16 protein-coding genes are annotated in these 23,588 nt (G+C 45.1%); 7 read left to right on the top strand and 9 right to left on the bottom strand.

Going from position 1 to position 23,588, the window contains the following annotated elements; translation table 11 throughout:
- Positions 1–24: 24 nt before the first annotated feature.
- The 5 genes from BM293_RS03475 to BM293_RS03455 are packed head-to-tail and all read left to right on the top strand — an operon-like array spanning position 25 to position 10,988.
- Complete coding sequence (locus tag BM293_RS03475) at positions 25–3,825, top strand: PAS domain-containing protein (protein ID WP_093446843.1); 3,801 nt, start codon at positions 25–27, stop codon at positions 3,823–3,825.
- The gene (locus BM293_RS03470; protein WP_093446841.1) at positions 3,825–6,467 is read left to right on the top strand and encodes a putative bifunctional diguanylate cyclase/phosphodiesterase; all 2,643 of its coding nucleotides are present in this window, start codon (positions 3,825–3,827) and stop codon (positions 6,465–6,467) included. Before BM293_RS03475 ends, BM293_RS03470 begins: the two co-directional genes overlap by 1 nt.
- Positions 6,464–6,700 carry a sensor histidine kinase gene (locus BM293_RS03465; RefSeq protein WP_093446840.1) on the top strand — a complete coding sequence of 79 codons (237 nt, stop codon included), beginning with the start codon at positions 6,464–6,466 and terminating at the stop codon, positions 6,698–6,700. Before BM293_RS03470 ends, BM293_RS03465 begins: the two co-directional genes overlap by 4 nt.
- Complete coding sequence (locus tag BM293_RS03460) at positions 6,694–7,293, top strand: ATP-binding protein (protein ID WP_093446838.1); 600 nt, start codon at positions 6,694–6,696, stop codon at positions 7,291–7,293. Before BM293_RS03465 ends, BM293_RS03460 begins: the two co-directional genes overlap by 7 nt.
- Entirely contained in the window at positions 7,293–10,988 is a 3,696-nt protein-coding gene (locus BM293_RS03455) for a response regulator (protein WP_093446837.1), read from the top strand. The genes BM293_RS03460 and BM293_RS03455 overlap by 1 nt, the downstream gene beginning before the upstream one ends.
- A 4-nt stretch (positions 10,989–10,992) precedes the next feature.
- Here the strand turns inward: BM293_RS03455 and BM293_RS03450 are convergent, their stop codons facing one another.
- On the bottom strand, positions 10,993–11,631 hold the full coding sequence (locus BM293_RS03450; protein WP_093446835.1) for a putative metalloprotease CJM1_0395 family protein: 639 nt from the start codon (positions 11,629–11,631) through the stop codon (positions 10,993–10,995).
- Between the two features lie 132 nt (positions 11,632–11,763).
- Here BM293_RS03450 and BM293_RS03445 point away from each other — a divergent pair, with 132 nt between their 5' ends.
- The gene (locus BM293_RS03445) at positions 11,764–12,639 is read left to right on the top strand and encodes a hypothetical protein (RefSeq protein WP_143607728.1); all 876 of its coding nucleotides are present in this window, start codon (positions 11,764–11,766) and stop codon (positions 12,637–12,639) included.
- A 158-nt stretch (positions 12,640–12,797) separates the two neighbouring features.
- On the opposite strand, the gene BM293_RS03440 is transcribed toward BM293_RS03445, so the two are convergent.
- From BM293_RS03440 to BM293_RS03420, 5 genes are read right to left on the bottom strand one after another with little or no spacing between them, the layout of a single operon-like run.
- Positions 12,798–13,526, bottom strand: coding sequence for a c-type cytochrome (locus BM293_RS03440; RefSeq protein WP_093446832.1), 729 nt, complete (start codon positions 13,524–13,526; stop codon positions 12,798–12,800).
- Between the two features lie 16 nt (positions 13,527–13,542).
- Positions 13,543–14,850: an NAD(P)/FAD-dependent oxidoreductase gene (locus BM293_RS03435; RefSeq protein ID WP_093446831.1), complete on the bottom strand. Its 1,308-nt coding sequence runs from the start codon at positions 14,848–14,850 to the stop codon at positions 13,543–13,545.
- Positions 14,847–15,290 (bottom strand): c-type cytochrome, encoded by a 444-nt coding sequence (locus BM293_RS03430; protein ID WP_093446829.1) that lies wholly within the window; start codon positions 15,288–15,290, stop codon positions 14,847–14,849. The genes BM293_RS03435 and BM293_RS03430 overlap by 4 nt, the downstream gene beginning before the upstream one ends.
- A gap of 10 nt (positions 15,291–15,300) precedes the next feature.
- Positions 15,301–16,539 (bottom strand): hypothetical protein, encoded by a 1,239-nt coding sequence (locus tag BM293_RS03425; protein ID WP_093446827.1) that lies wholly within the window; start codon positions 16,537–16,539, stop codon positions 15,301–15,303.
- Positions 16,539–17,996: a c-type cytochrome gene (locus tag BM293_RS03420; RefSeq protein ID WP_093446826.1), complete on the bottom strand. Its 1,458-nt coding sequence runs from the start codon at positions 17,994–17,996 to the stop codon at positions 16,539–16,541. Before BM293_RS03420 ends, BM293_RS03425 begins: the two co-directional genes overlap by 1 nt.
- Positions 17,997–18,238: 242 nt before the next feature.
- Here BM293_RS03420 and BM293_RS03415 point away from each other — a divergent pair, with 242 nt between their 5' ends.
- Positions 18,239–18,622: a thiol-disulfide oxidoreductase DCC family protein gene (locus tag BM293_RS03415; protein WP_093446824.1), complete on the top strand. Its 384-nt coding sequence runs from the start codon at positions 18,239–18,241 to the stop codon at positions 18,620–18,622.
- 16 nt (positions 18,623–18,638) lie between these two features.
- Here BM293_RS03415 and nrdB read toward each other — a convergent pair whose 3' ends face one another.
- The 3 genes from nrdB to BM293_RS03400 all read right to left on the bottom strand — a co-directional run bounded on the left by nrdB (position 18,639) and on the right by BM293_RS03400 (position 23,501).
- Entirely contained in the window at positions 18,639–19,772 is a 1,134-nt protein-coding gene (gene nrdB / locus BM293_RS03410; protein ID WP_093446823.1) for a class Ia ribonucleoside-diphosphate reductase subunit beta, read from the bottom strand.
- Positions 19,773–19,790: 18 nt separating this feature from the next.
- Positions 19,791–22,064 carry a class 1a ribonucleoside-diphosphate reductase subunit alpha gene (nrdA, locus tag BM293_RS03405; protein ID WP_093446821.1) on the bottom strand — a complete coding sequence of 758 codons (2,274 nt, stop codon included), beginning with the start codon at positions 22,062–22,064 and terminating at the stop codon, positions 19,791–19,793.
- Between the two features lie 399 nt (positions 22,065–22,463).
- On the bottom strand, positions 22,464–23,501 hold the full coding sequence (locus tag BM293_RS03400) for a GGDEF domain-containing protein (RefSeq protein WP_093446820.1): 1,038 nt from the start codon (positions 23,499–23,501) through the stop codon (positions 22,464–22,466).
- Positions 23,502–23,588 lie beyond the last annotated feature (87 nt).

Raw genomic sequence — 23,588 nt, 5'->3', positions numbered from 1 at the left:
GCCAAAAAATAAGAGTAATAAGTTATGTTTTTTCCTTCACTGATTAGTATTGCTACTAAAAAAGTCATTAGCTTAACGGATAATCAAAGTCTCCAGTACGCTGTTGACCTAATGGATCAGCAATCTTTGCGCGACCTAGTGATCACTGGACAGCAGGGGTTGCGAATGCTGACAGCCCGGGAGTTAATTGCGTTTCGCTTGCAAGAACAAGACTTTAACCAACCGTTAGGTTGCTTTGATTTGCAACCGGTCAATAGCTTGCCGGATGATGCGTCAGTGATTGAGGGATTGAACGCATTAAAACAAGGTTCTTTTGAGTACTTGTGTTTGCTCGATAAGCAAGGAAACCTTAGTGGCATAGTGAGTTATTCTGATTTAGCGGCCCATTTGGAACCAGGTCATTTAACCGAATTTAAGCGCATTAGGGATATCATGCATTTGTCTTGCTACCTAGCTGTCGATGTTCAAAGCAGCTTAAAAAATGTGCTGTTAACCTTGCGTGACCATCAACAAACTGCTGCGATTATAGAGCGTAATCACCAAGCGGTTGGGATTGTGACCCAGCGAGATATTACCCATGCGTTAGCTGAAAATATGCCTAGTGATATGCTGGTAGAAAGGATTATGGTTTCGCCACTGGTTACAGTGAACATGGATGTGAGTGTTCAAGACGCCCTTAACCTAAGTCGATCTAAAAAAATTAAGCGTCTTGCGGTTGTTAAGGGCGGTCAAGTGCAGGGTATTTTGCACCAAAAAGACTTGGTTGCTTTGGTTTATGATAAGTGGCGTCGATATTTAGGCGAGCAGCAACGCCACTTGCAAGTAGAGCGGGAGTTGTTTAAGCAGGGGCCAGTATTATTGTTTATTTGGCACCCAGAGGGTAACTGGCCGGTTCGGTTTGTTTCTGAAAATGTTAAGAATATTTTGGGTTATAGCTCAGAAGAGTTAACCGATGGTCGTTTTGAGTTTGCCCAGATTGTTCATCCAGACGATTTTGAGCAAACCAAAGCAGAGTTGAGTGAGGCCATCGCTGCACAACGCCCCTTTATTAATCAGTCGTATCGGGTATTTGATAAACAGGGTAAGGTGCATTGGCTGATGGATTACACGCGTCCAATGTATGATGATGAAGGGCGTGTCACTAATGTCTATGGTTATTTACTCGATGAAACCGATCAAATTGAAACGAAACGCCAGGCGCAGGATAGTAAAGCGCAACTTGAACTGGCTTTGGATGCCTCTGAAACAGGTTTTTGGGTGTGGGACTTAACCACTAATGCTATTAGCTGGTCGGATCAGGCTTTTGCTATCTTAGGTTACGCACCGCAAGCCTTTCAGGTTTCGCTAGAAAGTTTTCAAGCTAAGGTGCACCCTGATGATATCCAGCTGGTATTCGCTAAAATCGAACAACAAATTGCGTCAAATCGTGCTTTTAGCGTTCAATTTAGGTTTAAAAATGCTAAAGGAAGTTGGACTTGGTTGGAAGGTCGGGGCAAGGTAACCCGGCATAATGCCAAAGGGGAGCCTATTGAAGTAATGGGTGTTCAGCAAAATATCACCGCAGCTAAGTTAAAGGACAAGGCATTAAAAGAGCAAACAGCACTCTATTTGAACCTCGTTGAGCAACATCCGTTTTTTATTAACCGTTTTTTGCCAGATACCACCACGCTATATTGTAACCAAACACTCGCGCGTTTCTTTGGTGCGACACAAGAACAAATTCAAGGTGTGCCATGGGCCGATATGTTGCCCTCCCCTACAAGAGAAGAAGCCTTAGCCGCCTTAGCTAGCTGCACCCCCGAACAGCCTGTCCAAGAATATATTAACCAGGTGACCAATGCAGAGGGGCAGCTTCGTGATGTGAAGTGGACGATGCAAGCTTTCTTTGATGATGACAGTCAGGTGCAGTTTTTTCAGTCGGTGGGGCAGGATATTACCGATGAACTGGCATTAGCAAAACAACTCAAGGCTGCTCAGGTTGAGGCTGAGCAAGCTAACCAAGCCAAATCAGAGTTTTTAGCCAATATGAGCCATGAGATACGCACTCCGATTAACGGAATTATTGGTTTAAGTGAAATGGCGCTTAATACTAATGATCTCGCTCAGGTGCATCTGCAGTTACAAAAGATAGCCAGTTCAAGTCAGCTGCTATTAGGCATTATTAATGATATTTTAGATTTTTCAAAAGTTGAAGCTGGCAAGCTTCAACTCGATCCGCAACCTTTTGTGCTTGATAGCATTCTAGATGGCTTTAAGAGTTTATTCGAATCGACCCTCAAGGATAAACCCATTGAATTTATCATTGAGGCGGATGTTGATACTAAGCAAACCTTAATTGCCGATTCAATGCGCTTGCGGCAAGTGCTTTTGAATTTGTTGAGCAATGCGTTTAAGTTTACCAAACAAGGTATGGTCACCCTGAGGATAGACGAGACCAAAACACATAATCAACAAACTTGCTTAACCTTTAGTGTAACAGATACTGGTATTGGGATGACCGAGGCGCAGCAGCAAAATTTGTTTAAAGCCTTTACCCAGGCCGATACCAGTATCACACGTGAGCATGGTGGTACTGGCTTGGGTTTAGTAATTAGCCAGCGTTTGGTCAGCTTAATGGGGGCTGAACAGATCGAGGTTGCATCGCAGTGGGGTGAGGGCAGTTGTTTTCGCTTTACCTTGCCTGTTCAACTGGCAGACAGTTCAGCAAATACTGCTGAGGCAAGTGCAAACTTAACCGATACGCATCAGTCAATAAACATTACGAATTTGGTTGGTCAGGTATTACTGGTTGAAGATAATCCAATTAACCAAGAAGTGGCGGGCTATCACCTCGCATCAATAGGTTTAAATTATAGCTTGGCTGAGAACGGTCAAGAGGCTGTTGATAGGGTTAAAAGTGAGTCATTTGACTTGATATTAATGGATATTCAGATGCCCGTTATGGACGGATATCAAGCAACTCGGGCAATTCGAAGCTTTAATGATAAAATACCGATTATTGCGTTAACCGCTGCGGCAATGATTGAGGACAAGCAAAAAGCCTTGGCTGCGGGAATGAATGAGCATTTGAGTAAGCCAATCAATAGAGCCATGCTTTATCAGGTGTTAGAACATTACTTACAGAAGGTGAGTGCTAATATGGAACATAATCAAAACACTGCCGAGTCTGACGAAACTGGAGAGGCTTGCGCTAATCCAACCGTTATTGATTGTCAGCAAGGGTTAGTGCAGCTGGGTGGTAACGAAGCCCTCTATAAAAAACTATTGGCTAAATTTTATCAGCAGTTGAGCCATGACTACATCAACCTAGTCAGTTATCTTAAAAAGCTTGCTGCAGCTGATTCAGCGTCTGTAAGTGAAGAAACTTGGACTGAATTGCAACAACAAAATCATGCCCTTAAAGGTGTGGCGGGTAACCTTGCTTTAAGCAAACTTTACCAGACCAGCCAAGCCATTGATATGGCGTTAAAACAACGTAGCAGGCCTGCTGATGACCTAATCACAAGTTTTGAAGAGGCTTTTTCGACAACGCAACAGGCTTTAAGTGATATAGATAGGGCTTTTTCAAATTCAAGTGGCGAGCCGGCGGCGCAGTCGGATTTTAGTCAAGCAGACTTAATCAAGTTATTGGATGAGCTATTAGTTAAGGTAAACGACAGTCAATACATTGCTGAAGATGAGTTAGCGCATATTGAGCAGCATTTACCCTCGGCGAATCGTGATGACTGGCAACAAATTATGGCTTATTTGGATGACTTTGATTTTGATCAAGCCGCCATCGTTTTGAGTAAGCTTATTAAATCTTTAAAATTGCAGCAGCCTTGATGAATAGATTGTATTTTGTAATCGGTGGTTTGCTTTTAGTATTAGCCTTTGGCTTGGCTAGTTTTTATTGGCAACTGCAAACACTGGAGCGTTCTACTTTTCAAGAATTGCGCGCAGTGAATGGCTTGAAAAGCCAACAACTTGAACACTGGTTACAAGAGCGGCAAGCGGATGCTATTGTTTTAACGGATAACCCACTTTTTATCGACTTGGTAGCCAAAAGTTTCAACGATCCGCTTGCGCAAGAAAGGCTTAAACAACGTCTGAAGCTATTTCTTGATGCCAAACCCTATAAACAAATTACCCTATTCTTACCCGATGGCCAGATGTCGTTAAATGTCGGTCAACACTTTAGCTATTTACCAACACGAACCCATGAGCTATTTCCTTTGGCAGTAGAACGCGCTAAACCGATTTTGACCGATATTTTTGTTGATAAGCATGGACACCGTCACCTTGATTTAATTGCACCTATTGGGTTGGATGGCAATCAAACTGATTCGATTGCTTTTCTAGTTTTTCACATTAACCCCAGTCATTTTATAGACCCATTAATGACATCTTGGCCTAGTAGTATGGCTAGCGCGCAAACGTTGTTGATACGCTTTGATAATAATCGTATTTATGCACAGACGCCTATTAGGAGTTCGGCCAGTGTTTCACAGTCAACACAGCCACTAGAAGGCTTCGAGCGCTTAATTGTAATGAAGGAAATGGGCTTAACAGAAGGTCACATGTCTTGTCAGAATCAACAAGGCCAAGCGGTGTGGCTTTATTGCAATACGCTAGACGCCATGCCGTGGAGCCTGTTGTCGTTTGTGGAGAAAAAGATTATTGTTCAGCCGTTGCTATGGCGCAGTTTTTTGCAAGCGCTGTTGTTTGGCCTAGTGGTCGTTTTCTTTTTAAGTTGGTTGTATCGGCGCCTGAAAGAAAAGCAACGTTCTTTGCTTGAGGATTTAAAAGTGGCAGCGGCCGTGTTTGATCATACCGGTGAAGGGATTATGCTGACTAACTCTCGTGGCGAAATTCAAATGGTCAATCAGGCGTTTTTGCGTATTTTGGGTTATCAGGAATCAGAGGTTGTCGGCAAAACACCTGGATTGTTGCGTTCAGGGCGACACACTGAGGATTTTTATCGCCAGATGTGGCAGGATTTAAAAGAATCTGGAAATTGGCAAGGTGAAATTTGGAATCGCAAACAAAATGGTGATCTGGTTGCAGAATGGCTGAGCATTTCAAGTTTGGCGGATGATTCGGGAAATATAACCCATTACATTGGGGTGTTTGCAGACATTTCTAAGCTTAAAGATTCCGAACGGCAGCTCGATTACATGTCACATCATGATCCGTTAACTAATCTGGCCAACCGACAATTACTCATTATTCATTTGCATCAAGCCTTGTCTCGTTATGTTAAACCGCCACAGAGGGGTGAGCATTTAGCGGTATTAGCCATAGACATTGACCGGTTTAAAAATATTAATGATAGCTATGGTCAAAGTTTGGGGGATGAGGTACTTAAGCTCATAGCCAGTTTGTTGCAGAAAGGGCGCCGTAAAACGGATATGGTGTCCCGAATAAGGGGCAATACGTTTGTGCTTGTTTTGGATGAACTCCAGCAGCCTGAAGATGCCGCGCGGATTGCCAGCGCTATTATTGCCGAGTTGGCTAACCCACTACACTTAAGTAATGGCATCGAGATAAGTCTGAGCGCAACGGTTGGAATTAGTATGTTACAAAATCCGGCGTTAAGTGCAGAGGAGTTGTTGCAGCAAGCGGACACGGCTTTGTATCAGGCCAAACATGAAGGTCGGGGCGGTTTTTTTTTTTTCGACATGGGCATGACTTATAAGGCGCAAGAACGCTTGGTGATGGAAGCGCAATTAAAACAGGCGCTGCTACAAAATCAATTTGAAGTTTACTATCAACCGCAAGTGAATCTGGCTAGCGGACACATTGAATCGGCAGAAGCATTGGTGCGTTGGCGTCATCCTGAAATCGGGCTAGTGTCGCCAGCGCACTTTATTCCGATTTGTGAAGAAATTGGCCTGATTACCCGACTGGGTGATTGGGTCATGCGTAATGTGTTAGAGCAGGGTGCTATGTGGTTAGCCGCCGGCTATCCGGGTCGCGTTCTTGCGGTCAATGTAGCGGCATCGCAATGGCAACAGCCAGACTTTGTGGACAAGGTTAAAGACTTATTAATGGAAACAGGTTACCCTGCTGAGCTCTTAGAGCTTGAGTTAACGGAATCGGTGTTAATTCGACAAGAGCAAGAAACCGTTAACGCTATGCAAAAACTCCGCAACATGGGGGTGAGGATTGCGTTAGATGACTTTGGAACAGGCTATTCGTCGTTGGTCTATTTGCATAACTTACCCTTAAGTAAGCTAAAGATAGATAAACAGTTTATTGATAATATTTTAGACGATAGTAAAAAACAGCAATTGTCAAAAGCGATTATAGAGTTGGCGCATAACCTGGGCTTTGATGTGATTGCAGAGGGCGTGGAACAACCGGATCAGCTGGCGTGGTTGAAAAAATACGGTTGTGACAGTTATCAGGGCTATTTATGTAGTCCGCCGCTTGCCGCTGATGCGTTTATTAAATTAAATCACTGTCAAGCGCATGACCTCTCATGAAGCGGTTGAATGTTAAATCAGCGCAAAAAGCATTTATAGCCTTAAAACAAGCTTTAGTTGAGGCGCAGGCAGCCAGTGAAGCCAAGTCGGCTTTTCTGGCTAATATGAGTCATGAAGTGCGCACGCCAATGAATGGCATCCTAGGCTTAATTCAGGTGGCAATAGCCCAGTCAAAAGATACCAAAATTAATCGTTTGTTAGCGAAGATTCAACAGTCAGGCCATCATTGTTAGCTATCCTAAATGATGTGTTAGATTTTTCTAAAATTGAAGTCAATAAGGTTGCCATTGAACCAAGTGCTTTTCAGCTTAAAACCTTATTGAAAAGCTTACTAGAGATACATGGTCCCATAACCAAGCAAAAAGGGCTGGTGTTTAAGTTGCACGTCCAACTCGATACAACTCAGTATATAATGACGGATGAGCTCAGGCTAAAGCAAATACTTAATAATCTACTCAATAATGCGATTAAGTTTACCGAGCAAGGTGAGATCACCCTAGAAGTTGTTGAAGAACACCATGCTGATAATCAGCAAGCCTGCTTATGTTTTGCCGTAACAGATACGGGGATTGGTATGACCCGTGAGCAACAGGCACGATTACTGCAACCTTTTAGTCAAGCAGATAACTCAATTACCCAGCGTTATGGGGGAACAGGGCTTGGCTTGGTGATTGCAGAAAAATTGATTAAGGCATTGGGCGGTAACCCACTGATCATTGAGTCGGTATGGCAAACAGGCTTCTGTTTTAGTTTTAAAATTCCATTGAAAAAAGCACACAAAGAAGACGTTGCAGAAAAAGCTGCAGGGATTAAAAGGGTTGATTAATGGGCTTATCATTACATGCTAGTTTAAAAAACAGGGTGATCTTATTTGTCCAGTTGACCCTGTTAGTGGTCTTTATTCTGGTCAGTGGTTTGATCGGTTGGTTGGTTTATCAAGAGACCAAACAGTCCTTAATTACTGAGCAACAGCGAGCCAATACGACAGTAGCCAGTATTATTCAAGATGAAATGCGAGACCGCATTGATACCTTGCAAGGTTTTGCTGTGCATTTGGTTGGTGATAATGGATTGTTGCCTGAGCAGGAAATTCAAAGGTTATTAGAGAACCGTGTCCGTTTGCATACTTTTTTTAATAATGGTTTGGTAGTAGTTGATCAGCACGGCATGATTATTAATGATGCACCGGTTATTGCAAATAGATTGGGCACGGATGTGAGCAATCGTCAGTTTATTCAACAGGTGTTTAGCACCGGGCAGTCGGTTATAACGCCACCCATAACAGGTAAGGTGCTAAGACAACCCATATTCAATATCGCTGTGCCCATAATAGATAACCAAAACCAGGTGGTGGGTGTGTTGTTTGGCATAACACTGCTACACGAAGATAATTTTCTAGCTGATTTAGCTATTCGTTACTCTGTTGAACCCCTTGGCGGTATGTTTGTCATTGATATTGAACAGGATTTAATTGTCTCTGCCTATGATCGAAATTTAGTTTATACGCCTTTGTCATCGCATGCCGAAAGCTGTGAGTGTTTGCAGGCGGTGATGTCTGGCGTTGGCTCTGGTTTTGCCCACAATGACCAAGGTGAACGATTTATGTTTAGTAGTTCGCCGATTGAAGGTTTTTCGTGGCATGTGGTCAATCGTATATCGACCGCGGAGCTTTTTGCGCCTTTAGTCACGCTGTTGATTACTTTGTATGGGTTTTTAGCAATCATCTTAATTATTACCATGTTGCTATTAAACCGTTTTTTAAAGCATTTGTTGCAGCCTTTAGAAGATTATGCTGATCAGGTTGATGGATTGGCTGTCGATGATTTCCAGCGTAAAGTCGATATTGAGATAGATAGGCACGATGAGTTGGGGCGTCTAATGCTGGCATTCAACCGCTTACTTGCTAGACAGCACCAGGCCTTAATCGAGATATCGGAGGCGAAGTTAAGCGCAGATCAGGCTAGTCGCGCCAAATCGGAATTTTTGGCCAATATGAGTCATGAAATTAGAACGCCGCTTAATGCGGTGATTGGTTTAAGCAGCGTGCTGCTTAATGACACTAGCCTGTCTAATAGTGCATCGAGACGCACCTTGCAAATGCACAATGCAGGTCAGCTACTGCTGCGTATTATCAATGATGTGTTAGATTTTTCAAAAATTGAAAGTGGGCGCATGGAGGTAGAGCAGATTGAATTTGAGCTATCTCAGGTTTTAGATCAACTGTCGGTATTGTTTACGGAGCAAGCGGCCGCAAAGGATATTGAATTGATTTTTAATGTTGATTCAAATGTCCCCGTATCTTTTAAAGGGGATAGCTTGCGACTAACTCAGGTTTTAACAAATTTAGTCGGTAACGCGATTAAATTTACCGATAGGGGCGAAGTTGAGCTGTGCATAAGCTGTGATTCATTGAGAGGCGATTATGCTAAATTAGTGTTTGCAGTGCGTGATACAGGCTTGGGTATGACTGAGCAACAACGTAATAACTTGTTTAAGGCGTTTGTACAAGCGGATACCTCGATTACTCGTAAGCATGGTGGTTCTGGGTTAGGCTTAGTCATCAGTCAACGATTAGTGCACTTAATGCAGGGCTCTGATATTGCGATTGAGTCAGAGAAGAATAAGGGTTCGGTGTTTAGCTTTGATTTATTACTGCCGGTAGTAGAGCAAGTTCAGCAAGCAAAGCACCGTTTTTATTGTGATCCAGGCCCTTGTCGCGCGTTGATTGTTGATCATCAGTCAAGGTCGCGTGATGTATTAGTACAAATTCTGAGTTCTTGGCAAGTCGAGGTCGATGAGGCGCAATCGGCAGAAGAGGCCTATCAATTCATCAATCATCACCTCGAAGATGACCGTTTTTATAAGATGGTGATTGTTGATAACGATATTCAAAATTCATTTAATGGTTATGAATTGTTGCAACAGGTTAAGAGCATCTATTCAGCTGCTGATCAGGATCGTACGCTGCCTGCCTTGTTAGTATTGAGTGTTGGTGATGATCTGGGTGAGATTGATGCCGGTATCACAGATATACCAGTGTTGTATAAGCCTTTCACGCCTTCTGGCCTGTATGATGCGTTGACTGAATTTGGACGGTTGAATCAGTTAGGTGTGATGGATGCGGCAGCATCGGTTAGCTTTAAAGGGCACCATATCCTGGTTGTGGAGGATAATGAAATAAACCGCGAAGTCGCCAATGAAATGTTATCAATGCTGAATCTCAAGGTTTCTTTTGCGGAGAATGGTGAGCTAGGTGTTGCGGCGGTTAAACAGCATAATTATGACTTGGTGTTGATGGACATTCAAATGCCGGTGATGGATGGGTATCAGGCAACACAAGCCATTCGTAGTTTTAATAAAACCTTACCGATTATTGCCTTAACCGCTGCCGCCATGGTTGAGGATAAGCAAAAAGCCTTGGCGGCAGGCATGGATGCGCATCTCGCTAAACCTATTGACCAGGTCCAGTTGCAGCAGGTGTTAATGACTTATTTAGATTGGCAGTCCGAAGCGGAGCAGCCCGTGGACGAAGCGTCTGATGCAGTGGTAGAAGATCCTATCGCAATACATTCGGGTGATACTGCTATCAATAACCAAGTGGCGGCACTCATGCATGATGAGAAGCCACTTATTTTGATTGTTGATGACGCCCCTACAAATGTCAAAATTTTAGCCAACAGTTTAAGAGCGGACTACCGTATTAAAGTGGCTAACTCGGGTTATAAAGCCTTAGAGCTTGCAAGATCCAAGCCTTATCCAGATTTGATCTTACTGGATATTATGATGCCTGATATGGACGGCTATCAAGTGTGTCAGGCGTTAAAAAATGATCTTGAGACGCAAAATATTCCTATTATCTTTGTGTCTGCACTTGACCAAAAGCATGATGAGGAAAAAGGACTGAATTTAGGTGCAGTGGATTATATTTCTAAGCCTTTCCACCTACCCATCGTGAAATCGAGAGTGCGCAATCATTTGGCATTAAAGTTAAAAACAGACTTATTTGAGCAGATGTCACAGATAGATGGTTTAACCCATTTAGCCAATAGACGGTTGTTTGATACAACTTTGAGCAAAGAAAGTCAGCGTTTAGCACGTAGCGGTCAACCTTTAGGGTTGATTATGCTAGATATTGACTACTTTAAAGCCTTTAATGACAACTATGGGCACGGCAAAGGCGATAATTGTCTAGTGCGAGTAGCCCAATCCCTCAAGTCGATTATCAAGCGGCCGGCAGACCTCGTGGCGCGTTATGGTGGTGAAGAGTTTGCAGTGATTTTACCCGAGACCGATGCACAAGGTGTCGCATCTATCACTGAGTCTTTGCGTAAAGCGGTTGAAGATTTACAGATTCCGCATGATTATTCCGACGCGTCTAAGTGGATCACCATTAGTTTAGGGGGCGCGAGTGCCAAGCTTAATGATGCTGATGACGCAAATGCGTTATTAAAAGAGGCCGACAGCGCTCTGTATGAGGCAAAAGAAAGTGGACGAAATAAATGGATAATAGCGGATGCTTGAATACTTAGCTGCTTTGCAACAAGAGGCGCGCCTCAAATAGGTTGCGTTCATTAAGGCTAGTATCATCTTCACTGACTTGTTGTGTACTTTCGTTTTGTAATTCAATTCGTGCTTGAGCCGCTTGTTGTGCCGCTTGAGCGGCCACTTTGATATCCTGGCCAGAGGGTTCAGCTGGAGCTAGGGCTGCGCGTTGCACAACTTGCATTTTTTGCATGGTCGCTTCAGGGTCACCTGGAATGGGTGATGTGTCTATCCCAACCGAGCCTCCGACAGCATAAAGCTGGCCATCTGGCCCAGTCTGATAATCATATTGAATGCCGCCTGTCGCATAGGGTCCAGCGGCACTAAGATGCGCCTGTTCATGCGCTCTGACCTCCCGGTCACGTGCTTGTAATTGCGCTATCACTTGTTCATAGGCTTGGCGCTGCTGACGTTCTTTGGCATCTTCACGAAGATCGGTGGCGGTATCGCTAGCCGCTAAAGGATTTTGACTAGTTGGGGATGATATAGACGGATTAGCGCTTTCGTCTGCTGTTGCAGTGGGTGTGATAGGTACCGGCTGACTCTGTTGGGTATTGAGTGCAGAGGTGGCCTTGGGCGCCCAAGCAGACGGAATGTAAGCCAAGCTTCCACCTATGTCCATAATCTAATCGCTCTTGCTAAATCGAAATGTTTATACTTAACAACAGTTTAGTCTTGATGTGTTTTGATGTAAACCTTCGTGTACTAAGCGTGATGGCACAAGACCCTAGTGAAATAACCCTGGAGGTTGGATTTGAAAATTCGATATATGGCCGTTTTAGCAGGCCTGGTCAGTTATAACACAGTCATTTATGCGGCTAATGATGATCAATCCTTGGCCTGGAAGCCCGCGATTGAATTTGAGTATGATAATTTTCAATCGTCACGATTTGACAACAGTCGCGGTGAATTGTCATTGGATGTCGCTAAACTTAAGATCTCTAATCGTTATATCAGCATGGACTACCAACATTGGAATATTGATACTAAAAATATAGCCGAGCTGCCTTTTGGTGACCAGCAGACCAAGCCGATAAAACAGCTTGAATCTTTTAATATTAGCACCGGTTATATGGCCAGGATTAATCCAAGTTGGCGTTGGCTCAATACGTTGGGTTTGGGGGTGAACTATGAAAAGAAGATGAATGATGCAACCAGTGTCAATTTGTTGAGTTTAGGTTTTTATAGTCTTAATCCGGATTTGGATATTATTGCTGGTTTTAGTTATCGCTATCATCCTGTGCAATCACGTATCTTACCGGCGGTAGGTTTGAGTTATCGCGCCAATGAGTTTGAAGGCTGGAGTGCCACGCTCGGTTTTCCGCGTAGTTTTGTTAATTATGGTTTTGCGGCTGACTGGCAAGTGAGCGCAGGCTTGGCCTATCAACGAATCTTGGCAAAATTAGCCAAAGACAGTGTCATTGAAGCCGATGGTTATGTTGAGATTAGTAATTGGCAAACCGATATTCGATTGATTCATCGCCCTGCGCCGGCATGGGAAGTATTTGCTAGTTTGCGCTATATTCCGTTTTATGAGTTTGAAACCTATAATCAGCGCGGCAATCGACAAGATACGTATGATCTTGAGCCGACTGTGGGCGCGGGATTAGGGGTGCGTTATCAATTTTAGGGGCTAACAAAAAACCCGCCGAAGCGGGCTATCCTGAGGAGAAGGATTTGGATGTTGTTGTGTTTAAGTTGACACAACAGTAAGTAGGCTCAACAGCCAAATGAGGGCAATTGAGCCGAAGGTGAGGATAATGCCCCAGATAATGGCTTTGATTCCGTTCATTTGGCACCTCCTTGATAACCAAGTCCGGCGTAATAATCGGCGAGTGCTTGAATTTCGGCATCGGTCAATTCATAGGCGAACTGCGCCATGCCTTCGTGAATGTCATTGCGGCGTTTTTTGTCACGGTAAGCCTGCATGGTGCGCACAAAATAGTCGCTGGTTTGACCGGCAAGGGCAGGGGTAATGCCATTGCCTTCACCATGTGCGCCGTGACAAGATGCACAGGCGATAATCATCCGATTGACTTCACCCTTGCGGATCATGTGATCTATTTTTGGTTCGGTCTGCGGTTGTGTGACCCGAATCGGCAACGCCTGCTGCGCATAATAAACCGCGAGATCCGCCATGTCTTGGTTGGACATCGGCAGGGTGGCGGCTTGCATCAGTTTGGCCTTGCCATCCCCTTCATTACGCAAACCAGATTGATAATCCAGTAGGGTTTTGTAGGTGTATTCCTTGGTCTGTCCGGCTAGGCTGGGCGCATTGCGTGAGGGCGCGACACCAGCGTCACCGTGACACGTCATACAGAGACCATCGCGGTGTAATTGTGCACCACGTAACGCGTCACCTTGCGGCATTTCGCTGAGGGCTTGGTTCCATTCGATATGTGTCCAAGCCTTCGCCTCAACTTTAGGTTCGGCGGCCAAGCTTGCACCGGCTGTGCTGATCAGCAAAGCGGATAATGCACCGGCCAGGGCGTTTGATAAACGGTTGGTTTTGGTCATGTTAGTCTCCTTGGCCTTAGTGAAAGATTTCTTTGCGGAAAGTACGTTGCCAGTTTTTCGCTAAGTCAGCGCGGATATGGCGAACATAGGGGTTATCCGTCACCTCGGAAATGCGCTGTTGCACCAAATAACGGTCACCGGCAAAACGATGGGTGTCGGCAATGGTCATGCCATAGTCATCGGAAATAATGGCCACACAGTTATTGGCAATAAACGGCGTGCCGGGTTCACGGCCTTCCAAGTCGGCAACAATCGATTCGACCACCACCTTGGCTTGGTTGCTGGCAATCATGCCGGTTTTCGACATCGGGGCATTCACCATATCGCCAATTACATAGACATTCGGGTCTACTAAGGATTTAAAGGTTTTGGCTTCAAAATCCACCCAACGCTGACCTTGTGCCAGGCCTGCATCTATCGCAAACTTTGATGCTTTGTGCGGGGGGATAATATTGATGACATCCGCTTTAATTTTTTCACCACTGGCGGTGATCAGGGTTTTATTGCGCGCATCGAGTTTAACTGCACGGCCACCATCCTTTTCCGCCACCCAGCTAATGACTTCATTTTCGGTGCCAAAGCCATAGCGCTCTGTCCAGTAGTGTTCATAGTGCTCCTGGAAGGTATAGCGGTTTTTAGAATCGAGAATAATTAATTTCGCGGTGGGATTGGTGCGCGATAGTTGATCGGCAATCATCGAGACCCGCTCATAAGGAGCCGGTGGGCAACGATAGGCGCCATCCGGTGATGACATCACAAATACACCCCCTTGTGGCATGGCATCAAGTTGCGCTTTGAGCTTGGCGGTTTGTGCGCCTGCTTTCCAAGCATGTGGCAAATCGCCTGCTGCATGGGCGGCACTATAGCCCTCAACTGCGTCATAGATAAAATCTGGTCCGGTCGATACCACCAGCTTGTCGTAGCTGACGTTTTCTCCCGACCCAAGACGCAACTGGCGTTTTGCGTAATCAATCGCTACCGCCTTGTCTTGAATCACATTGACGCCATAACGCTGGCGCATGGTGTCATAGTTAAAGGTCAGGTTTTCTAAGGTTTCGTGACCGTTAAATACCTCGTTACTGCCCGGGCAGAAGGTGTATTCTGGGTTCGGCTCTACCAGAGTAATGCGAACCTTGCCATGGGCGAGGCGCAAGTATTTGGCGGTGGCCGCACCACCGATGCCGCCACCGACAATAACAATATGTGCCGATTTACTTGACCAGGCCTGGTTGCTAAAACCAAACAGGCCGGTGCCAGCCACCGCTGCCGCGCCAAAGCGTTTAATCAAATCACGGCGACTTAGCATAGATTGTGAAGAGCTCATTGTGCACCTCCGATTTGTTTGATTGTGCCGTCAGGATTTAAAAAGGCCGATTCGGTTATGTTCGGCGCAGGCCATTGTTCTGCCGGAAGCGAGGCAAAATAATCCGCCATTGCCTCAATTTCGGCATCGGTGTACACATAAGCGACATCGTGCATCACAATGGTCGGAAAATCGCCTTGACGAAACGCCTTCATCAGGTCAATAAAATGTTGGCGGTCCATACCCGCTAACGGCGGCATGCCTTCGTTAAACTCGGCGCCAAGGGTGCCATGACAGGCGGCACAGCTATCGCCAAGCATTTTGCCGCTTGGCATCGGGAACTGGGCATTGATTTCGTTCACTTCTGCATCGCTGAGCTTGGCTTCGGCGGCGATGACCAGGCCTGGTAGCGCCAAACAAGCGACTAAAGCCGTTTTTAAAAGTTGATTTTTAATCTTCATCATTGTCTCCTTATTGCACCCAAACCCAAAAACCGAGCACAAAGAAATGCACCATCCACAGCGAAATCACCCAAATCGCAATCGTACCGGCACGGTCAACAGCTGGGCTAGGCACATATACGCCCTTGCTTTGACCGACTTTCCAAGCGATGGTGAGGAAATAACCTAATACCGCACCGCCGACCACGGCAAAAGTGCCGAAGAACAAAAGGGTGGAGTACCAGTCAATCATCACCTTATAGTCAAAGAAGTTATAGCCAAAGAAACCGTTCAGAATGTCATAACGCAACACCTCGCGGCCAATCGATGGCAATAACACCGCAATAAACGCCATTGCTAACACCATATAATTACAAATGGATTTAGCGTCGTTTAAGCGTAGGTGTGACCAGACCGCTAAGCCGATAAAGCCTAACGCAGGTAAGATGCTCCAGATCGAGCCGGCAAAGTTTTCAGCGGTTTCCGGCAGGGTCAGCATCCAGCCAAGATACGGAATCAACACCAATAATGAACCGACTTTAAGCCATTTTTTACCTAACTCAGCCGCCCAGTCTAAATAAGCGTGATCGGCATCATCGCGCACTGATTTAAAGCGGCGGTAGGCGACTAGCATTGCACCGGCAACCGGAATCGCCGTTAGGATAAAGAAGGCAAAGCGCCATGGATTGTTGGCATGCAATTGTGAACCGGTGGTATCCATTGCGCCATTAGGTACATACCACTGCTGCCAAAGTTCAGGGTGCAACATTTGCGAGGTGAGGCTGTGCATAATCCAACCCGCCACTAAAAACACCAGCAGACTGGCAATAATCGACCAGCGCGCTTTGGGCTTATCCGCACCCTGGCCAAATTTGCCATTGCGGAAATAGTAGTAATACATCAACCAGTAGGCCATGATCATAATCACAATAAAGCCGATGACCCAGCGTGCGGATAACACATTAGCGGTGTACCATTGCGGGTCATAGACCACCTGCACAAACAGCAGGGGCGCGACCCCGATGACGATGGCAACCGAAACTGAGACCTTGGCGATTTCGAGCATCGCGCTGGCAAGACGTTGCCAGTAGGGGTTATTGCTAAACGCACCGTAGGCGGTGATCGCACCGGTGCCTAGCATGAGTTGCACAAAGAAAATGTGCATGGCAAAGGTTAACACCCCCAACGCGATAAACACAATCGGGTAAAAAGGCACGCCCGCCGGATTGCGCAGGGCGTACATCATGTCAGTTAATTGTGCGACTTCCATTATTGCATCTCCTCTGCAGATGATTTCATGCTCACCACCAGGCCTGCTTTATCCGCCAATTGCTTGGCTTCACGGTTAGCGATTTCTTCGCTAATCGCCAGATTGGTGGCAGCTAAACCGTCATTGTTGATTTTGGTTAGATAGGCGGCAATCGCTTGCACCTCCGATTCCAACATCGGCATTTTTGGCATATAGGCGATATTGCCGGGCACTAATGCGCCTCGGATATAGCGCGCCATCACTTCTTGAGTCACCTGGTCAGGGAAGTAACGATGTAACGGGCGAATACCGGAATCGCTGACCGAGTGACAGTTAGCGCAATAGGTCATGGTGATAAATTCACCGGCTTGGATTTTATTGCCGTCATTGACTGTTTGCAGATGTTCCGGTGTGAACGGATGCGCCTTAAGAATGCCCACTTTTTCAATCAAGGGCAGTTGCGATTGAATATCCATGCCCGGTACATCACGGCCAATAACTTGGTTGGAATACACATATTGACCCGCTACCCAAGGCTTACGCATGGATTCACGCGCCGTTTCTTCCGGCCAAAGTCCGGCGACCAAAATTACAATCGCCATGGTGCCGGCAAAGCCGCTGACCAAAAACTTCGGTTGCACCATGGTCAGTACGAAATAACCAATCGTGAGGGCTAATACAATGGCGATACTCGGGCCAAAGTAATCCGGCAAACGGTTTTCCATCACCAATAACGCATAGTCAGGTACGGAATTCAGATAAAGCTGGAACATGGCTGCGCCTAACAGGGTGGCGATAATCCCCAGCCAACCGAGTTTGCGGGTCATTTCTTTTTTGAAGGCTTGATCTTTGATCCCGGCAACAATAATGCCCCCGACCACGGCGGTCATGGTGAGCATAAACATCGCCCGCATCGCCAACTGAATAAAGGTGTTGTCACCATAGAAGCCAAGCAGATAACCGCCGTCTTCAAACCAAGCTTCTTTGCCCGGCACCATCATAAACGACAGAATGCCGACAATAATCACCATAGTGGCGAAGGAGGCGATACCAAAAATCACCGAAATTTTCATATGGGTTTTCTTATCGACCTTGCCGACCAGATACACAATCATATAAATTCCGATAACTTCGATCACAAAGAACACCCATTCGGTCGCCCATTTCCACACAAACGAGTGAATCAGTGCGCCAATACCATTTGGACTAGCGACGGTGGTGGAATACCAAATGCCGACCCCGGTTAACGAGCCGGCGACATAGGTGAACACCAACAGAAAGAGACCGTACTTTTTAACAAAATCGAGATAATCATCGCGATCGTCTTTCCAAGCACGGTAAGACAGATAAGCAAATAACAAGGCCGCACCCACCGAAGTGTGTGAGGCAAGAATGTGAAACGTGGCGATAAAGCCGACCACCCAGCCCGAACCGACAGCGGGTTCGTACCAGGTAGGGAACAGTCCAATGAGTTCCATCGTAAAATCCTCATGAAAATGGATAGATAATTTCAATACCCATATTAATTTGTTTAAGTCTCAAGACTATTACAAAAGTCTTAAGATGACATCAATTGTGGATTCTACATAAATATATTGTATATGGGTATCAGTTAATTTTATATCAAAGGTCAAGAAAAATTAATCCCTGCATTGGCGTCTTGCGACAAAGCCCTATAAACAAGATAATAAGAGATATTTTTTATTAACGGAGACCTATCGTGGCTCAACACCAAATCAAGGGTTTGATTCGCGTTTATTACGACGGCTTATGTGGTTTGTGTCGGCGTGAAATAACCTATTATCAAAAAATTCAGCCTGCCGATGTGTTTGAGTGGATTGATATTACCCAGTCTGCGGATGATTTAGCGCAGCAAGGTATCAGCCTACAAACCGCGCTGAAACATTTGCACGTGCAAGATGCGCAAGGGCACTGGCATCTTGGCGTGGATGCTTTTTTAGTGATTTGGCGCGGGTTGGGTGGAGTTTGGTCGGTGCTGGCACGCATTGTCGCGCTACCAGGCCTGCTGCAGCTAGCACGAATAGCCTATAAATTATTTGCGGCCTGGCGCTTTAAGCGCCTTGCGCATTGTCAACTCGATTAAGTTGAATGGATTCAACTTACAGTGAAAAGCCACCAAAGTCGTCTTTGCTGACGTTGGTGTCCACTTGACCAACCAGATAAGAGCTGATTTCTGATTCTTGTGGGGCGACTTGAACATTATCACTGACCAACCAGTTATTCATCCAGGGTAAGGGGTTGCTACGCTGCTGGAAAATAGTGGGGTAGTTAAGTGCTTTTAAACGCACGTTAGTAATGTATTCAACATAGTCCTGCAGAATTTTGGTGTTTAAGCCAATCATAGAGCCATCTTTGAACAGATACGCGGCCCACTGCTTTTCCTGTTCTGCGGCATCTTTAAAGATGTTGATGATGGCCTCTTCTTCTTCAGCGGCAATTGCGGCCATTTCAGGGTCGTCATCGCCATTGCGCAATAGGTTGAGCATGTGTTGAGTGCCTGACAAATGCAAGGCTTCATCGCGGGCAATCAGTTTGATAATCTTGGCGTTGCCTTCCATAAGCGAGCGTTCGGCAAATGAAAAACTACATGCAAAGGAAACGTAAAAACGAATGGCTTCAAGGACATTCACCGACACGAGGGTTAAATAAAGGGCGCGCTTGATTTTTTTGCGAAAGACCGCATCTTGTTCAATATCAATCGCTTGTGAGTAAAGGGTGTTGGTTAAGAAGATTAATTCATCGTAATGTTCAGTGACCGAAATGGCGCGTTTAACAATCTCATCATTAGTGACGATATCGTCAAATACCACGCTTGGATCCGTCACGATGTTACGAATAATGTGGGTATAGGAGCGGCTATGAATGGTTTCTGAAAATGACCAGGTTTCAATCCAGGTTTCGAGTTCTGGAATGGAGACAATCGGTAGCAGCGCGACGTTGGGCGAGCGCCCTTGTACCGAATCCAATAGCGTTTGGTATTTAAGGTTACTTAAGAAAATATGTTTTTCATTGTCGGGCAGGTTGGCAAACTCGGCGCGATCGCTCGACAAATCGACTTCTTCTGGACGCCAAAAGAAGCTTAGTTGCTTTTCAATGAGTTTTTCGAAAATCGGGAATTTTTGCTGATCGTAGCGCGCTACGTTAACATTTTGACCAAAAAACATCGGCTCTTTTAGCGCGTTATTTTGACTGCGACAAAAAGTAGAGTAAGTCATTTTCTCTTGGCAACTCATAGTGATTTCCTGTTGTTATTATAGTTTACACGCACCGCCGGCACAGCCGTCGTCATCTTGGGAGTCGGTCGCACCGTCACGGGTATTATGGTAATAGAGTGTTTTCAAACCAAGCTTGTAACAATAGAGTAAATCTTGGATGATTTGTTTAATGGGAACCTTGCCTTGTTCAAATTTGGCCGGATCGTAATTGGTGTTGGCGGAAATAGCTTGGTCCACAAACTTTTGCATAATCGCCACTAATTGAATATAGCCGGTGTTGTTAGGAATCTGCCACAGCAATTCATAGTTAGCTTTGATTTCTTTAAAGCCTGGTACCACTTGTTTTAATATGCCATCTTTGGAGGCTTTCACCGAGATATAGCCACGCGGCGGTTCAATCCCGTTGGTCGAATTGGTGATTTGTGATGAGGTTTCACAAGGCATTAGCGCGGTGAGCGTCGAGTTGCGTAATCCGGTAGTTTTAATTGCACTGCGCAAACTTTCCCAGTCGTAATTTAATGGCGTATTGCACACGCTATCGAGGTCTTTTTTGTAGGTATCAATCGGTAAAATACCTTGGGCATAGGTGGTTTCATTAAACTTCGGACAGGCACCGAATTCTTGTGCTAAATGATTAGATGCTTTTAGCAAGTAATATTGAATCGCTTCAAAGGTGCGATGTACTAAATCATTCGCTGAACCATCAGAGTAGCGCACGCTGTGTTTCGCTAAATAATAAGCCAGGTTGGTAACACCAACCCCGAGGGTACGGCGATCTAGGCTAGCAACCTGCGCGGCTTTAATCGGGTAGTCTTGGTAATCCAATAGGCTATCAAGGGCGCGCACAATCAATTCAGATAGTTCTTCGAGTTCATCTAGGTTTTCAATCGCGCCCAAGTTAAACGCGGAGAGGGTACATAGCGCGATTTCACCATTTGGGTCGTCCACTGAATTAAGTGCTTTAGTAGGCAGCGCAATTTCTAAACATAGATTGGATTGGCGAACTGGCGCTTGTTTTGAATCAAACGGACTGTGGGTGTTGGTATGATCGACGTTTTGAATATAAATACGACCGGTTTGCGCACGTTCTTGGGCAAGTTGCGAGAATAAATCCAGCGCTTTGATTTGTTTTTTTCGAATCGTAGGATCGGTTTCATAGAGCTGATACAGGCGTTCAAATTCCGCTTGATCTTCAAAGAAGGCATCATAAAGCCCTGGCACATCGGATGGGCTAAACAGGGTAATCATGCCACCTTCTAGCAGGCGCTGATACATTACCTTGTTGAGTTGCACGCCGTAATCCAAATGGCGGGCGCGGTTTTCTTCTACCCCCCGGTTATTTTTAAGCACTAAGAGGGATTCAACTTCTAAATGCCATAAGGGGTAAAACAAGGTTGCGGCACCGCCGCGTACACCACCTTGAGAGCAGGATTTAACCGCAGTTTGAAAGTGTTTGATAAAGGGGATTAGACCAGTATGGAAAGCTTCACCACCACGAATGGCACTACCTAAGGCACGTACGCGTCCAATATTAACCCCAATGCCTGCGCGTTGTGAGACGTATTTAACAATCGATGAAGAAGTGGCGTTAATGGAATCCAGTGAGTCACCGCATTCAATCAGCACACAGGAACTAAATTGGCGAGTTGGTGTGCGCACACCGGACATAATGGGCGTGGGTAATGACAATTTAAAGTTTGATGCCGCATCGTAAAAGCGCTTAATTAAGTTGAGGCGGGTGTCACCCTCATAGTGACTAAATAGACACATAGGGATCAGCATATAGATAAATTGCGGGCTTTCGTAGATGTCACCGGTGACGCGGTTTTGAACCAGGTATTTGCCTTCTAACTGTTTTACTGCGGCATAACTAAAATTCAGATCGCGATCGTGTTGAATGTAGTCATCGAGTTCATCAATTTCGGCTTTGCTGTAGTCATCTAGCAACTGGGCATCATAGCGACCGGCGCGTACCATCTTGTTGATCTGTTCAAACAACGACGGCGGCGTAAAACGCCCAAAGGCTTTTTTGCGTAAATGGAAAATAGCCAGGCGCGCGGCCAAATGTTGATAGTCAGGCGCCTGCTCGGAAATGAGATCAGCAGCGGATTTGATAATGGTTTCGTGGATGTCGGCGGTTTTGATGCCATCGTAGAATTGAATATGTGAGCGGAGTTCCACTTCGGATACGGACACTTCATCTAAACCTTCAGCCGCCCAGGTAATAACACGATGGATTTTTTCAAGATCGATTGACTCTTTACGTCCGTCGCGTTTAACGACCAAAATTTCTGAAGTGCTGTTAGACATAATCAATTCCTGCGTCAGATTGTGTGTTTTTAAGATAAAAAATCACCCTGCCAAATAGGGTGTGGGTAGTTTTATTTTGTCAATAGTTTTTTCCCTAAACAATTGTTTTATAAATCAGCGCCTTAGCGATGATAGATTAAAAACTAGTTAAATTTTTTAGGGTAAGTGAATTGGTGAATTAAAATCAAAAACCACTAGATGTGGTTGTTTGAATTTAATCGAAAGCAAAATATAGTAAATTTGGCCGCTGTGTGCAAGTTAAATTTTTGCTAGGGTTATACACAGAATGAGCGCTGTTTGCTTGTGGTTAACCCCAGTCTAAGTTAATAGATTGGCGGCCTGAACTTGTGGATAAATTTGTGGAGAGTCGGTTAAATGGGGTGAAAATTTATTTTGTTTTTAGTGTTCTAGGTGATGTTCACCACAAACTTGATTGCGTTTATTTTTGGCGAGGTAGAGTGCTTTATCTGCACGTTCAAAGAATGACTCTGCCGGCTCGCCAATTTGATAAATGGCTACCCCTATTGATACGGTGATTCTTAAGGGGGTCTCATGGCCGCGGGCGCGTAAGGACTTGCGCGCAATGTTTGCGCGGATGTTTTCAGCAAATCTTAGCGCATTATCATAGGTGATTTTATTGAGCAGTATCACAAATTCTTCACCGCCATAACGCGCGACTCGATCGTGACCCTTGGTTTCAGTGTCTAACAGCTTTGCAAGGTAGCGCAGGGTTGTGTCACCTACTAGATGTCCATAAGTGTCATTAACCACTTTAAAATGATCAAGGTCCACAATCAATATACAGAAAGTTTCGGCATTTTTTTTGGCCAGTTCGATTTGACGATCTAACATTTCGTCAAATCCATGTCGGTTTGCGATGCCGGTTAAAGAATCTGTTTTCGCCAGTTTGTGGGCGTTTTTTAAGTCGTCTTGGAGTTTTTCGATCAGCTGTGACCATTCATCCAGCTTATTCTGTAGGCGTTCGGTTTCTTGGCAGATCAAGTTTATCGGCGGAATAATGTGTTTAGATACATAATCATTAACAGCCTCTTTAGTGTCGCACTGGGTTATGTTAGCGAGGTTAGTTGATAATGTCCCTTGTTGCTGTTTTGATACAGCATTCCAATTGTGAGTATCATCAATTGCCTGATCAATTAGTTGCTGAACCTGGTCTGTGGGAATATTGATTGCTAGTGCGGACTTAACAAGATCTTGGTAAATGGGAAAGGCTAAGTCATCTTGGTATTGTTTGGCCTGAATCAACTCGGTTAGCTTTTTGGAAAAGTTAGGGTCTATATCACCGAGTAACTCAAATATTAAGGTGTAATGAATGGGGTTGGGCGCCAAGCCTAATTGATCAATTTCTTTAAGCGTTTGTTGGGCAAGTTTTTTTGTTTCTTGTAAGTTCGTGTGATACCGAAGCGAGCGCTGAGTCATACTAAACCTTGATACTTGTTCTTTATTATGACGTTATGATACGGCAATTGGCTCTAATCGGCTAGCTGATATAAGTTTCACTTAATA

The organism is Thiomicrospira sp. ALE5, from assembly GCF_900112445.1.
Classification (GTDB): Bacteria; Pseudomonadota; Gammaproteobacteria; order Thiomicrospirales; family Thiomicrospiraceae; genus Thiomicrospira.
This window is presented reverse-complemented; position numbering and strand designations above follow the sequence as displayed.